At 40.1% G+C, this 15,151-nt stretch carries 12 protein-coding genes; 8 read left to right on the top strand and 4 right to left on the bottom strand.

What is annotated here, in order from left to right; translation table 11 throughout:
• Positions 1-527 precede the first annotated feature (527 nt).
• Both FCL54_RS04710 and FCL54_RS04715 read left to right on the top strand, forming a co-directional pair.
• Entirely contained in the window at positions 528-821 is a 294-nt protein-coding gene (locus FCL54_RS04710) for a hypothetical protein (protein ID WP_138123729.1), read from the top strand.
• Positions 800-1,027 carry a phosphoglycerate mutase gene (locus FCL54_RS04715; RefSeq protein ID WP_138123731.1) on the top strand — a complete coding sequence of 76 codons (228 nt, stop codon included), beginning with the start codon at positions 800-802 and terminating at the stop codon, positions 1,025-1,027. The genes FCL54_RS04710 and FCL54_RS04715 overlap by 22 nt, the downstream gene beginning before the upstream one ends.
• 213 nt (positions 1,028-1,240) lie before the next feature.
• On the opposite strand, the gene FCL54_RS04720 is transcribed toward FCL54_RS04715, so the two are convergent.
• The gene (locus tag FCL54_RS04720; RefSeq protein WP_138123733.1) at positions 1,241-3,280 is read right to left on the bottom strand and encodes a molybdopterin-dependent oxidoreductase; all 2,040 of its coding nucleotides are present in this window, start codon (positions 3,278-3,280) and stop codon (positions 1,241-1,243) included.
• 233 nt (positions 3,281-3,513) lie between these two features.
• Between FCL54_RS04720 and FCL54_RS04725 the strand changes: the two genes are divergently transcribed.
• From FCL54_RS04725 to FCL54_RS04740, 4 genes are all read left to right on the top strand, one after another.
• On the top strand, positions 3,514-5,262 hold the full coding sequence (locus FCL54_RS04725) for a carbon starvation CstA family protein (RefSeq protein ID WP_138123735.1): 1,749 nt from the start codon (positions 3,514-3,516) through the stop codon (positions 5,260-5,262).
• Positions 5,263-5,419: 157 nt separating this feature from the next.
• Positions 5,420-5,728 (top strand): hypothetical protein, encoded by a 309-nt coding sequence (locus FCL54_RS04730; protein ID WP_138123737.1) that lies wholly within the window; start codon positions 5,420-5,422, stop codon positions 5,726-5,728.
• Entirely contained in the window at positions 5,718-5,984 is a 267-nt protein-coding gene (locus FCL54_RS04735) for a cory-CC-star protein (protein ID WP_138123739.1), read from the top strand. Before FCL54_RS04730 ends, FCL54_RS04735 begins: the two co-directional genes overlap by 11 nt.
• An 18-nt stretch (positions 5,985-6,002) precedes the next feature.
• The gene (locus FCL54_RS04740; RefSeq protein WP_138123741.1) at positions 6,003-6,941 is read left to right on the top strand and encodes an ArsA family ATPase; all 939 of its coding nucleotides are present in this window, start codon (positions 6,003-6,005) and stop codon (positions 6,939-6,941) included.
• Positions 6,942-7,015: 74 nt separating this feature from the next.
• Here the strand turns inward: FCL54_RS04740 and FCL54_RS04745 are convergent, their stop codons facing one another.
• The gene (locus FCL54_RS04745) at positions 7,016-10,051 is read right to left on the bottom strand and encodes an efflux RND transporter permease subunit (protein WP_138123743.1); all 3,036 of its coding nucleotides are present in this window, start codon (positions 10,049-10,051) and stop codon (positions 7,016-7,018) included.
• Positions 10,052-10,455: 404 nt separating this feature from the next.
• Between FCL54_RS04745 and FCL54_RS04750 the strand changes: the two genes are divergently transcribed.
• On the top strand, positions 10,456-11,403 hold the full coding sequence (locus tag FCL54_RS04750; RefSeq protein ID WP_138123745.1) for a ribose-phosphate diphosphokinase: 948 nt from the start codon (positions 10,456-10,458) through the stop codon (positions 11,401-11,403).
• A 67-nt stretch (positions 11,404-11,470) separates the two neighbouring features.
• On the opposite strand, the gene FCL54_RS23815 is transcribed toward FCL54_RS04750, so the two are convergent.
• Together FCL54_RS23815 and FCL54_RS04755 are read right to left on the bottom strand one after the other, a co-directional pair.
• Entirely contained in the window at positions 11,471-11,617 is a 147-nt protein-coding gene (locus tag FCL54_RS23815) for a hypothetical protein (protein ID WP_171016681.1), read from the bottom strand.
• Between the two features lie 259 nt (positions 11,618-11,876).
• Entirely contained in the window at positions 11,877-13,739 is a 1,863-nt protein-coding gene (locus tag FCL54_RS04755; RefSeq protein WP_138123747.1) for an LTA synthase family protein, read from the bottom strand.
• 304 nt (positions 13,740-14,043) lie between these two features.
• Between FCL54_RS04755 and galE the strand changes: the two genes are divergently transcribed.
• Complete coding sequence (gene galE, locus FCL54_RS04760; protein ID WP_138123749.1) at positions 14,044-15,057, top strand: UDP-glucose 4-epimerase GalE; 1,014 nt, start codon at positions 14,044-14,046, stop codon at positions 15,055-15,057.
• The last annotated feature ends 94 nt before the right edge of the window (positions 15,058-15,151 follow it).

Raw genomic sequence — 15,151 nt, forward strand, 5'->3', positions numbered from 1 at the left:
GTAAAGACTGGTTATTTAATTTCATAATGCTTCATAGGTGTCGCTTGAAGGATTGCAGCTCTGTCCGTAGAAATCTGTCTGAAAAAAAGAGGAAGTAAAGTATGTAGCAATAGGAGATTCGTTAGCTGCCGGGCTTATACCGTTGGATACTAACAGTTATACAAAAGGAGACGGTTATCCAGAATATATCGCTCAACGCTTTGAACACACTGAGAGGGTATATAGTTAAAATAAGATACTAAAAAATAGTTTGAAATATAAGAACACATGGCTTAAATAAACGTTTGTTTAAGCCATGTGTTCTTATATGTGAAAGTTACAAGAATAATAATTCCCTTAGTGATTTACAAAACATACAAAAACTTGCTATAAAATCTAAACTTACTAGAGTCAGAGTGTACAGATTTGGATCAAAAAGTAACCTGTGTGTTAAAAGATTATTGGCAACTTCTTCATCACTATTGATTACCATTTATTAGTAAATTAAAATAGAAGTGATAGAAAATTACAAATTTGGGAGGTAGTAAATGAAGAAGAGCCGGGTCAAAAGTGCGGTCGAAGTTTTAATGATGTTATTTTATGATGAAGAGAATAAAAATGAGGAACTGGCTTTACAGACAATGGAATTATACATATCTGATTTGAAAATGCTTTCTAACATCGAATTTGTGGCAGAAACTATAGAAAAACAGAAAGCATTTGTGTTGGTACATAAGCTTAAGTTATTTGATATGGAAGCAGCGATAAAGGTTGAGAGGAGGCTACGGGGTTACCCAAACTATACAGTGGGGGAATTATATTGGATGAGAATGAGGAAATAGATATCTTTAATAAGGAAGGAATTAAAACAGACCTTGCATTAATTAATACCTGCTTAAAGATTATTAACCATAGTATAACCGTCAACAAAGGAAAGGGAGATGATTTCTCTGCTCCAAAGAACGAAGAACTGCATTTACTAGTTTCGAGAGTTAGTAGAAACTTAAATCGAATTAAGGGCAACATACAGTGGAGCGAAGAAAACTAAAGTCGGAATTCCATACACTGATTGTTGCTTTGCTCTTGCACAGATACATCGAAAAAAGGTGTTACTAGTCTATGTTTTTCCCGAGACATGGTACTGAACCATCTTAAAAAAGAGTGTTGATCAAACGTTTGATCAACACTCCTTTCTCTTTTTGTCTACTGATTGTAGTTTTAAGTTTAAGACGAAAGATGTTTTTTGTTAGTAAAGGGTTGTTTATATTTTTGTAACATCTATTTTCCCAGAAAAGAATGTCGCGCCGCCTCCCATATCTGCAATCCGATCAGGCGTAAGTGTATTGATCAGCCACTTTTTATCGGAAGTATCATCTGCCCACAGGCCTTGAGTTACAAGCACTCCCGGAAGAACCTTTTCCCCAACCGAGACGGTTAATTCACAATCACCCAGGTTATTCCAGATTCGTACTTTATCTCCGTCTTTTATTCCCTTTTCTAGCGCGTCCTCTTCATTCATATAAAGCCTAAAATCCTTTTCCAACTTCTGATGTTTTTCCTGATGTGAAAAAGTAGAATTCAAGAAATTGTGATTCGGTCCCGGTACAAATAAAAACGGAAACTCTTCATCATCTTTACAAGGGATATAAGTTGGTAGAGGCGGATAGCCGTCTTTTTTCATTTGCTCGGAATAAAGCTCAATCTTTCCGCTAGGTGTAGTGAGATGATCCAATACTGTTCTCCGATTCGCTTTCATGTACTGGTTATCTTTGAGAGATTCATAGGTTATATCGGTTAAACAAACGTTTGATTGAAAGTCCAGAGCCTGATTAATCATCTCTTCTTCAGTATCCTGAAAGGCCGCATCATCAAAACCTAATCCAGTGGCCAATAAACGAAATACTTCTGTATTAGATTTGCTTTCATAGTAGTTTTCAATAACAGGCACCTGGATTTGAACGTAATGGTGCCAGTAAGATGTGTAAAAATCTTTGTTTTCAAAAGACGATGTTGCTGGAAGAACAATGTCCGCATAGGCAGCAGTTTCTGTTAAGAAAAGATCATGAACTACAGTAAACAGGTCTTCTCGAGCTAATCCTTCTCGGACTTTATTTGAATCAGGTGCAACGATGGCCGGATTGCTGTTGTATACATAGAGAGAATTGATCGGTGGTTCTTCACCTAATAAAGCTCGGCCTAAAAGGTTCATGTTTACGGAACGTGGTGTGCCCTTTAGTAGATCAGGTCTTTGAAGCGCCGCTTTGTTAAATGAAAGGTATCCGGAATTTCCTTTAATCGCTCCGCCGCCTCTTACCTGCCATTGTCCTGTCAAAGCAGGGAGGCAAGAGATCGTTCTAATGCACATTCCTCCATTATCATGATGTTGGATTCCGTTTCCGATTCTTATAAAAGAAGGAGAAGTAGTGCCATACATTCTAGCTAACTGGTATATATCTTCAGCTGGCACTCCTGTGATAGCCGCAACAGAGACTGGGTCATATTGCTCAACGTGTTTCCTGAGATCTTTATATCCTACAGTGTATTGATTCAAGAATTCCTGGTCGATCAAATTTTCTTGAAACAAAATATTCATGATCGCAAGGGCGAGCGCAGCATCGGTCCCTGGTTTAATAGGAATAAACCAATCTGCTAAACGTCCGGTCTGATTTTTATGAACATCGATCACAACGATCTTTGCACCGTTTTCTTTTCGAGCTTTTTGGGCGAGGGCTACCTGATGCATGTTCGTGCTAACCGCGTTAATGCCCCAGAAGATGATGAGTTTTGAATGAATCGTGTCCTCTGGATCTGTTCCAAACCCGCCACCCATCGTATAGCGGATTCCTTCACTACCTGCAGACGAGCAAATCGTCCGCTCGAGCCTGCTGGCGCCAAGACGGTTAAAAAATCGACGGTCCATTCCTTCAGAGTTGATTCTTCCCATATTGCCGTAGAAGCTATAAGGAAGAATACTCTCAGGTCCTGATGTGGCAATAAGGTCTTCCCACCGAGTGGTGATTGTTTTGATTGCTTCTTCCCAGCTGATACGTTTGAATTTCCCTTCTCCTTTAGGCCCGACTCTTTTTAAGGGATACTTTAGTCTTCTGGATTCATAGATTCGATGAGTCATATTCCGTACTTTGTTGCAAATAGCCCCTTTTGTAACAGGATGATTTGGGTCCCCTTCGACTTTTATGATTTTTCCTTCTTGTTTATGTACAAGCAGTCCGCATTGGTCTGGACAATCGAGAGAGCAGACGGAAGGGAATATACCATCGGATTCATTCTGGTAGTTGTGCATTAAACCGCCCCTTTTGTGTTCTGATTAATATGTTCCTTTTATAATAGAGGAATTTATGGAGGCTATCAACGAAAGATTGGTGCCAGGCACCATAAATGGACAAGTGTCCACGGATGGTGCCTGGCACCCTAAAGGTACCTTCTACAATAATTTTAGACTCTATTCTGAATTATTTGACATCGTTTTCATGATTCAATACGATAAAGGAAATAGAATAAAAAGGGAGGATTACAATGAGTGGTATTTGGCTTGCTGTAGTGGGGATTTTAATCTTTACACTTGGTTATCGTTATTATTCAAAGTTTGTTGCACAAAAGATTTACCGGTTAGATCCTGATTATGAAACACCGGCACATAAGTATCAGGATGGGGTCGATTATGTTCCGACGAATAAGTTCATATTGTGGGGGCACCACTTCACGTCGGTGGCAGGTGCAGCTCCGATTGTCGGTCCTGCGATCGCAGTGTACTGGGGATGGCTTCCGGCGTTTTTGTGGGTTGTGTTAGGTACTGTTTTCGCTGCGGGTGTCCATGACTTTGGTTCACTTGTTCTGTCAGTAAGGAACAGGGGACAATCGATAGGAACACTTGCGAACAAACTGATTGGAAAACGAGCGAAGATCCTGTTTTTATTCATCATTTTAATTTTAGTTCTGATGGTTAATGCGGTGTTTGCATGGGTAATTTCTAAGCTTTTCATCGATTTTCCTGCCAGTGTACTTTCCGTATTCATCCAAATTCCTCTGGCAGTTTGGATCGGTTATTCCGTTTATAAAAGAAAAGGAAACATGTTGATCCCATCTCTTATCGCACTTGCGGTAATGTACCTTAGCGCTGTCGTTGCGAGCCGGGTTCCTGCCTTGCAGATCGATCTTGTCAGGTACTTTGGCGGTGCGGAAAATGAAGTAGCATTCGGGTTAAACGGAGTTTCGATGGCATTCTTTGTCTGGATCGTCGTTTTGATGGCATATGTTTATATTGCCTCGACGTTACCGGTATGGAAACTATTACAGCCTCGTGACTATATTAACTCCCATCAGCTTGTTGTTGGTCTTGCGATTCTATATCTTGGCTTGATTTTCTTAAGCCCGGAAGTTACTGCGCCAGCAACGAATACTTCAGCTGATGTTTCCTGGTTCCCATTGTTATTCATCACCATTGCCTGTGGAGCAATTTCTGGTTTCCATGGATTAGTATCTTCCGGGACTTCTTCCAAACAGCTTAACAACGAGACTGATGCCCGATTCGTTGGCTATCTTGGAGCAGTCGGTGAGGGTGCCCTTGCACTTGTTGCAATAATTGCTGTTGTAACGTTTTTTGGTACGACCTCTGAATTTACCGCTGTTTATTCAAGCTTTGTTGATGCATCTAACAATGGGCTTGGTGCCTTTATTAAAGGAGCGAGCCAGCTTGCAACCGGATTATTTATTCCGGCGGATATCGCGGCGACCATCGTTTCAGTTATCGTTGTCAGCTTTGCAGCCACAACGCTCGATACATCCGTTCGCCTTATGCGTTATATCATTGCAGAGCTTGGAATGGAATATAAAATGCCTGTTCTTGCAAAAAAACATGTAGCTACTTCGATCGCTGTTATATCAAGTGCTGCACTCGTATTGCTGCCACAGGGGCCAAAAGGGTTTGGTTCAGGCGGTTACCTTCTCTGGCCATTGTTTGGAACTTCAAACCAACTCCTGGCAGGAATTACGTTGATGCTGATCACAATCTGGTTGAAAGGAAAAGGCCGAAACTACTTTGTTACCCTAATCCCGATGGTGTTTTTGCTCTTTATGACACTGTGGGCAATGATCAATCAGGTTGTCTTTGAATGGAACGTCTTTGCAGGAACGGATGGAAATCTGTTACTGTTCACCTTCGGGGCGATTATACTTGTTTTTGCTTTTTGGATATTACTCGAGGCTATCTTAATGTTTAGTAAACGTCCGAACGATTTCGATTTTGATCAGGACCATTCCGCTTAGCCTGCGTTTGAGATGAGTTTTGGTTGGCCCATTTATCGATAAAGTAAAGGAGGAGGAGAAGATGAAGCGGGAAGTAATGATTTTAAGAGCTCTTCCAGATATCGGTAACGGTTGATGCGGAGGACTTTCTGATGACGGGTTCATCAGTGCAAAGGATGTGTTTAAGGAGAATCGGCAGGAACGAGAAGAAATCGGCCGGTTATATCGCAGCCTAAAAGCAGAGAGCAATGGGGAGATAGAGGTCACATTACTTGATCCCCGTAATTTTTTCGCTATCGTCCTTTACTTTGTTCATTATGTGAAAAATGGTCAGATTTCAGTTTCGAAAGCCCTTTCTAATCTGGTCTTTAAGAACAATCGGGGAGCTGTTTTCTTAAACGGCAGATTCATTAGCAATTGTACCGATAGTAACATTGAAGAAGTCTTTAATGCGGTCATGGAGGGAGTGGTTCACGATGGATCCTAAAAAGCTGTCTTTTAAAAAGCTGGTGGAGTGGTATGATCAGGTGATCAGCCTGCAGCACAAGAATGAGATTGCGAGAGAGCTTCGAGATGAAGATGATCTCTTCTTGCTCCTCTTGTTCTCTGAAATGCTTGGTATTCCTAATCCTGTTTACTATTACACACTTGAGCTTTATCCCTATATGATTGAAAAGTTCCACGATTGGCATCTGAGAATGGGTATGGAAAAGTCGCCGATCGATGGAATCCGCTGTTGTTAACGAAAGGGTGGATTTTCTTTGAAGAAATTGTTTGAAAAAGATATCTTATTTGTAGGGGGGAAAGGCGGGGTTGGAAAGTCTACTTCCGCTGCTGCGATGGCGTTTGCTGCGGCAGAGTCAGGCAAGAAAACCTTGCTTGTTTCCACAGATCCTGCTCATAACCTTGGTGATATTTTTCATGAAAAAGTAGGAGGGGTCATCACGAAGCTCAACGGGGCATTATGGGCGCTTGAAATAGATCCCGAATTGGAAGTGAACACCTACATTCAGTCGATTAAAGAGAACCTTAAAGGGCTTGTAAAGCCGCAGATGGCAGAAGAGGTCTATAAACAAATCGATACAGCTTCCGCATCCCCCGGAGCAGAGGAAGCTGCGCTGTTTGATAAAATGGTTTCTCTGATTCTTGAAGAAGGCGAAAGGTTCGATCTTATCGTGTTTGATACTGCACCAACTGGCCATACTGTCAGACTGCTGACACTTCCGGAATTGATGGGTGTGTGGATCGATGGCATGCTGGAACGCCGGAAGAAAACAAACGAAAATTATACTCAGCTTTTAAACGACGGAGAACCGGTTGAAGACCCAATATTCAACGTTCTCCAGGAAAGAAGGCAGAGATTCGCAGCCGTTCGAAAAATAATATTAGACCAGGAAAACACAGGTTTCCTTTTTGTGCTGAATCCTGAGAGGCTGCCGATCCTTGAGACCGAAAAAGCGATTGAATTTCTTAAAAAGAATGATATTTACGTAAAGGATCTAATCATAAACAAAGTTTTGCCAGATGATGCGGATGGAAGTTTCTTAGCGAAAAGGCGAGAAATTGAACAGCATTATTTGGAGGTTTTGCGAAAAACATTTTCTGAGCAAAATTTGTATGAAGTACCACTTTTTGAAGAGGATATAAACAGCCCGGAAAAGTTAGAGCTATTTGCGAAACACATCGCATCAGCCGTGTAGAATACTTAAAACAGACACTCTATTAAAAACAGCTGCCCCAAAATTTAAAGCAGGGCAGCTGTTTCTTCATTATTTTATGCCGATTTTTCTATTTGAAGCTTTTCTTCCCTTTTTTTGCCTTTCCTTCTAGAGAACTCTCTCATTGCGTAGAGAATTTTATAAGCAACAGGGACGATAACCAGCGTCAACAATGTTGAAGTCAACAAGCCTGAAATTACGACGATTGCAAGTGCTTTAGAAATAATTCCTCCGTCACTGGAAAGGGCTAATGGCGTTAATGCACCGATCGTAGCGAGCGCGGTCATGAGGATCGGTCGAATTCTTGTTGAACCTGCTTCGATTATTGCCTCACTGATTCTCATACCTTCTTTTTGGTTTTGCAAAATACGGTCAACGAGGACGATCGCGTTAGTTACAACGATACCGATCAGCATCAGGAATCCTACCAGTGCAGGCATGCCAAGTGTGCCGTTTGTTATATAAAGTCCAAGCAATCCTCCTGTGAAAATGAACGGCAATGAGAACAGGATGGCTAGTGGTGCGATCAGTTCACCGAACGCGATCATCATAACGATGAAGACAAGTGCAACGGCAACAGCCATCGCGATCAACATGTTGCGAAATCCTTCGTTCATCGCTTTTGCCGAACCTTCAAAGCTGTAGGTTACCCCTTCAGGAAGATCTAGCTTGCTTAGCCTTTTTTCAACATCTGCCTGGATGCCGGATTGGTTATCGGAAGTCATCCTTGCAGTGATCTGGACGTATTCCTTCTGGTTAAGACGATTGATGGCAGTTGGGCCAGGTTCTTCTGTTAAGGTTGCTACATCTGAAAGCTTAATTTTTTCACCAGTCGGTGTAGCGATTTCCTGTTTTTCAATCTCACTGATCGAATCGAGATCATCTACTTTAAGTCCAAGGTTCACCTCGGTTGTTCTATCATCGATCGCAACTTCCATGATGCTGTTTCCGGCGATTAGTTCCCTGACTTGAGCCGCTACCATGGCAGGGGTCAACCCTTTTTCTGCTGCTTTTTGATCATCGATATCAAGGGAAAGTTGTGGCTTAACCGCAGTGAGGTTTGTTTGGATATTTGTTAATCCATCCACCTTTTCCACTTCTTTTACAATTTGGTTCGCGCCTTTTTCTAATTCGCCTTTTCCACCATTAACAACGACCATGAATCCGCCTGTCCCGGTAACACCGATCGGAGTAAGAGCTGATTCGATTCCTTTTCCTAGTTCTGTAGTTTGGTCTTCGATACTTTTCTCAAAATCTTTTACTGCTTCTTTAGTAGCCTCTTCATCCAGCGTTATCTGGAAGCTGACGTTTTCACCGGTAACGATTGTACGGTAGTCTTTCACTTCATTTTCATCTTTTAAAATGGATTCAATTTTTTTAGCGGTGTTATTCGCTTTTTCGACTGAAGTTCCAACTGGCATCGATGTGCTAAGCTGATAGGAGACCGCTTTTTCTGACGGAAGGAAATTCTTTGGTATCGCCGGGATAAGGGCAAGAGAGCCTCCGAAAACTAACAGTGCGAGCAGCATAATGACAATTTTGTGATTCAATGACCAGGAAAGGAGAGTGCGATAGCTTCTTTGCAGAAAATTTTCCTTCGCTTCATGATGCTTGATGCCAGGGAAGAACAGCTTTGCCAATAACGGAACCACCGTAACAGCAACAATTAGTGAAAAGGCAAGTGCGATAACAACGGTTATGCCGAACGGGGCAAAGAACTTTCCGACGATCCCGGGTACAAAGGACAGTGGAAGGAAGACGGCCATTGTTGTTAAGGTGGATGAGGTAATCGCATTTCCGACCTCTTTTGTCGCTTCTAAAATTAAATTGCTGTTTCGAATTTTGCTTGTTAGAGTTCGGCGGTACACATTTTCTATAACTACGATCGAGTCATCGATCACACGTCCTACTGCTACAGCGATGCCTGCCAGAGTCATCATGTTCAAACTATAGCCGAGCCATTGCATCGTCATCAACGAGGCGAAGATCGATAACGGTATCGATAGAACAGCTACGAGTGTCGAGCGGATATTTCTTAAAAACGCAAAAGTAACGATGACTGCGAAAAGAGTTCCAAGCAATACTTCACGTAGCATGCTGTCTACTGATTTTTTAACCTGAACTGAGCTGTCGTAAAGATTTGAAAGCTCATAATCTGAATTTAACGGAAAGTTATCCAGTTCTGATTTGATTTCTTTTACGATGTTGACAGCGTTGGAACCTGGCTGGGCTTTTACTTCCACAAGTACAGCTGGTTTATCGTTATAGCGAGTAAGGACTTTTTCGTTACCAACCTCATACGAAATATCAGCTATTTCACTTAATTTAACGGTTTGCAATTTCCCCTGGGAGGACATTGCACTAATGTTAGTATCCTTTAATTGTTCGACAGATTGGATTTGGTGGCTCGCTTCAATATTCATCGTTTTTTCGTTGAGTGTTATCTCGCCGGCAGGAATGGAAATGTTGTTAGCCATCAGTGTCTGTTTGATGGTATCCATGGTGAGGTTCTTTTCTTGAAGTTTCTCTGGATCTAGCTTAATGAATAGCTTTTTCTCTGAAGAGCCACGTACATCGACCGAAGCGATTCCTTCGATAGATGAAAATAACGGTTTGATTTCTTCATTGACATACTGTTGTAGGTTTGACTGCTGCTCATCTCCGGAAACGGCGAAAGAGTAGATCGGTGCAGCAGAAGGACCGTCTTTAAACACCTCCGGCTTTTCGGCACCTTCTGGAAGGTCGATGGCAGCGAGTTTGCTGTTTACATCCTTTTCTGCTTCTTCCATCGACTTTTTCATATCAAATTCCATGATCGCAAACGCGTAGTTGTTATGTGCTTCGATGTATAAGTTGTTCAGTTGATCAAGAGAGGACAAACCCTGTTCTAGTGGCTTGCCAACATCTTCAAGCGATTGCTCAGGTGTTGCCCCGGGATAGGCGACCTCCACATACATATAAGGGATATCAACATTCGGCATTTCCTCCATCTTCATGCTTGAAGCGGAATAAATCCCGCCAACAATCACCATAATCATACCAATGATAATAACCCCAGCGTTCTTCAGCGAAAACTTAACCCATGAATTCATAATTGCTCTTCGACTCCTTATAATTGATGTTGGTGCCATCATGTGGTGCCAGGCACCATAAATGGACAGTTGTCTTTTTGCGGTGCCTGGCACCGAACCTATGTAGAGTATAATCGGATTTAGGAAGTTTGAAACCGAGCTGAGGTCTTGTTTTGATTAGGCCTTAAGGCTTAGGTGTTTTTAGGTCCTTTAAGTTAAACAAACGTTTGTTTAAGCTGGTAAACTTGGCGATCTTCAAAAACCAACCTTATGATTACTTGTGAAAACGAGCAGTAAGGACAGTTGTCCATATATTGTTTGCTGTTAAAATTCTTTTTCAGGCAGTATAATGTTAGTAGAGGAAGTGTTCTGGAAGAGGATAGAAAACAAAAAAAATTCTTGAATATTTTTAAGGGGAGGAAGAGATGGGAAACTTCGATTCTAAAGTAAGGGTTTTTACACTGAACTCCAATCCAGAATTGACAGAAGAGATCGTATCTTATCTGGGATTAGAGATGGGGGACAGTTCGGTCAAGCGGTTCAGCGATGGGGAAGTTCATTTGAATATTGAGGAAAGCGTTCGAGGATATGATACGTATTTGGTTCAGTCTCTGGGCCGTAACGGCAATGAATACATAATGGAGCTCCTAATCATGATCGATGCGATGATCAGGGCTTCGGCAAAAACAATAAATGTTGTGCTTCCGTATTATGGGTATGCTCGTCAGGATCGGAAAAAGGGAGCGAGACAGCCTATTACTGCTAAACTTATTGCGAATTTGCTTGAGGAAGCTGGCGCAACGAGAGTGATTACGGTCGACCTTCATGCTGCCCAGATCGAAGGCTTCTTTAACATACCGGTGGACCAGTTGACAGGAATTCCGATTCTGGCAGATTATATCGCAGAAAAAGCCCTTGATGATGTTGTTGTAGTCGCGCCGGATAACAGCAGCGTGCTCAGGGCAAGGAAGTTAGCAAACCGTCTCAACATGCCGATAGCCTTCATCGACAGGCGCAGCTATGAGATTCATGACCCAGAGAAACTTAGTATCATTGGAAATGTAGAAGGAAAGACTGCGGTTATCATCGATGATATGGTCGATACGGCAATCAATGTAGTGTTGACTGCTGATGTTTTGAAAGCTCATGGGGCAAAGGATATATATGCATGCTTTACCCATGCCGTTCTATCGGATGGGGCGGTCAACCGGATAACAGAATCGATCATAAAAGAAGTAGTAGTAACCAACACTATTCCACTCTTAGAGGAAATGAAGACAGAGAAGATGACTGTACTTTCCATTGCTCCTATGCTAGGGGAAGCCATTAAAAGAGTGCAGAACCAGCAATCGATAAGCCGTATGCTTGATTAAAAATTCGACCAAAAAGGGACTGGCTATAAAGGAAATATTCCTTCAGCCAGTCCCTCAATTATTTTTGTTACATAAGATCATGTATAGTGTCTTCTACATAGAACCAATGATAATATTCAACTTCGTCATCAGACATTCTCATTACATCTTCTCTTTTCAAAGTGGAGCTTTTGCACAAACGTTCGACCATTTTGCTTCGTACGATTTGGCTCATTATTCTTTCCCCTCCAAATATTTCTCAGTGTGTTTATATGTGTTGTAACCGCTTTCTCTTTGTTGTAAACCATTATATATCTCAAAATGAGATTAAACAAATATCGTTTTGAGATATATTTTGAAATAATGATGCTGCTATTGGATAATTACTTTTGTTTTTAGTAAGAGCCCCTTCAAAACAGAATAACCTTTACATTTTTTGTGATGTTTTCTAAAAAAGAAAAGGATACCCTTCGGAAAGGTATCCTTAAGTACTTTTACTGTCTAGAAGGAAGTTGCTGCATGTAAGAATCTGCTAAATCTATTATTTCTATTATATTTTCTTTGTTTTCTTCTAATCTTTTCTCTGGATATTCCCCAGAAGGGACTTGCTCCTTTGTATCTAGGTTATAAAGGGGTTTTTTAGTTGCTGCTGTATCATTCACATAAAGATAATCATCACTAATGTACGATCCGGTAGGCAGGTAATATCGCATTCCTAGTAAATTTTGATTGTGATTTAAAAGGTCCTGGCCAAAATGAAGATAATCTTCAAGGGAAATCCCCATTAAGTTGGTAAGAGTTGGCATAATATCTATCTGACCTCCTACTTGGTCAATAATCTTTTCATTTTCTCCAGGAACTCTAATAAGAAGTGGAATGTTAAAACGATCTACCAAATCATACTGATGCCCAAGCAATTCATTAATTAGCTTTTTGTCTTTGTCAGTTCCTGCTTTCATGTGAAGACCAGAATGATCTCCATATACTGCTAATATGGAGTTTTCTAATAATCCTTCATTTTTAAGCCCTTCGATAAACTTACCTAGAGCAAAATCTGCATAGTTCGCAGAGGTGAGGTAATTGCCAACCAGGGTATTGTCAAATTTTTCGGGAAGATTAATTTTGATTTTATCTTCAGGTAACTCGAAAGGAGTATGACTTGACAAAGATAGCACATGAGCATAGAAATTCTTTTGTTCTTTGCTTATATTTGTTAAAGCTTCCAGTGTTTTTTCGTAAAATATTTCATCGGAGGATCCCATGCCAATTAAGTCTTCTTTTCCGTAATATTCGCTATCATAGTAATCCTGAAAACCAAGGGCTGGATAGAGCTTAATCCTATTCCAGTAACTTACATCATCTGCATGAAAGGTAGCCGTACTATAACTTCTTTCGCTTAAAAGTCTGGGCAGGCTTGGAATTCTTTTATCAACATATACTCTTGAGGAAGGCACATTTCCTGCTGGATAAATCGATGTGTTAATTAAAAACTCTGCATCAGAAGTGTTTCCGGCTCCAATTTGTTGATAAATATCGGTGAAATAGTAACTTTCATTAACCAGTTTGTTTAAATTAGGCGTAACTTCTTTTCCATCTACTTTTAAATTGATAACAAAATCCTGGAGCGATTCGAGCTGGACAATTATAAGGTTTTTATCTTCAGCGATGCCGAATTTTTCACGCTGGTTTTTAGGTACCATTTCAATTCCTTTAAGATCATAGATTTTTCTATTAGAAATGCCCTGATTCGATGTAGCCATTGCCGGCTTAGCTTTATCCTTATACACTTGCATGGATTCAAAAGTTATAATCCCGTTGGACTGGGCAAAACCGATTGGGTCCAGCAAGCGGTTATCTTTACTGACAATAAAGTTACCTATAATTAAAGAAAGTGCCAATAAAAAAACTGGTAGAATAGCTTTGCGGTTTGTTATCCACATACTATGTTGCTTTCTGAATACAAAATATAAGATAGGTATGATAACAAAGTCGATAAAAAATACAAAATAAGTGGGGCTTATCAATAGCAGGACACTTTCAGAAATAGAGCCGACCTGATTTGATTGCTGAAGATCATAATAACTTGGCAATGTGCCAAAGTAATCGACATAAAGGACAAAAACGAAACTAAATATTGAAAACAATAAGTCAATCGAGTAATAAAAAACCCATTTTCCCTTTTTAAAGTAAATTTCTATAAAAGCAAAAAGAAAGAGGAAATATGCTGACTCATACAAGATACCAGATTGCAGAGTTATAGTATCAAAAATAAAAAAGTAGAGTAAATAAATTTTCAAAAAGATAGAGATAGTGAAAATTATAAATGGAAAACTAAATACTTTTTTTGAAAACTTCAAAGGAAAATACCTCCTGACGACTATTCAGTTCCTAATTTTACCATAAAAGGAATTTATGTAAATTAATTGTAAATTAATTGTTAATAGTTTGTTTCCACGAAATTTATCTGAATAACCATTTAAGCCTAAAATTATGGAGTAATATATATCTGAGGCTTGAACTTTAATTGGAAGATTTACACAAACTGTTCTGTTTTTGCTTTAACTATGGTATTTTTAAAATGGTTCATAATATGAAACTCTTTATAAAAGATCATACATAACGTGCTTCAAAGTAAATTGGAGATGGTGGAGGTAATCGACAATGGCAGTACTTGTAACAGGCGGTGCGGGATATATTGGAAGCCATACCTGTGTTGAATTGATTAATGCAGGACATGAAATCATAATTGCGGATAACTTATCAAACAGTAGTGAAGTTTCAATAGAAAGGATTAAAGAAATAACTGGTTCTGATTTTAAGTTTTATAACGTGAACTTACTTGACAGAGAAGGAATGGAAAAGGTTTTTTCTGAAAATTCTATTGACGCAGTTATTCACTTTGCAGGATTAAAAGCAGTGGGAGAATCAGTTGAAAAACCACTTTATTATTATCAAAACAATGTCACAGGGACTCTTATTCTTTGTGAAGTCATGCAAAAATATGATGTGAAGAACATAGTGTTCAGTTCCTCTGCAACGGTTTATGGAATGTCTGAACAGGTTCCTTTGACTGAAGATCAGCCGCTTAATCCTATAAATCCATACGGCAGAACTAAGTTAATGATTGAGCAGATTTTAAATGATCTGTTCGTATCTGATAACGAATGGAGTGTAGCTTTACTTCGATATTTCAACCCATTTGGTGCACATAAGAGTGGTAAAATCGGGGAAGATCCTAATGGTATTCCAAATAATCTGATGCCTTATGTGTCACAGGTGGCGGTTGGAAAACTTGATACACTCAAAGTTTTTGGAAATGATTATGATACTCCTGATGGAACAGGCGTAAGGGATTATATCCATGTCGTAGATCTTGCTATGGGCCATATAAAAGCCCTGGAAAAAGTAATGGAATCTAATGGAGTTAATTCTTATAACCTTGGAACTGGAAAAGGGAATAGTGTCCTTGAAATGGTAACAGCTTTTGAAAAAGCATGTGGTAAAAAGATTCCATATGTTTTTGTTGAAAGAAGACCGGGTGATGTAGCGGAAAGCTATGCTGATGCAAGCAAGGCTAAAGCAGAACTTGGATGGGAAGCTAAAAAAGGAGTCGAAGAAATGTCAGAAGATTCCTGGAGATGGCAGTCGAATAATCCAAATGGATTCCGTGGATAGGTGATGGTAAGAAAGTGCAGTTAAAAAAGCTGCACTTTTTTGTTTCGTTTCATAAGTAGATTTCCCTCTAAAAATCTCAGGCCTTTTATCCGAA

This window comes from Exobacillus caeni (assembly GCF_005747095.1).
In the GTDB taxonomy this organism is placed as follows: Bacteria; Bacillota; Bacilli; order Bacillales; family Guptibacillaceae; genus Exobacillus; species Exobacillus caeni.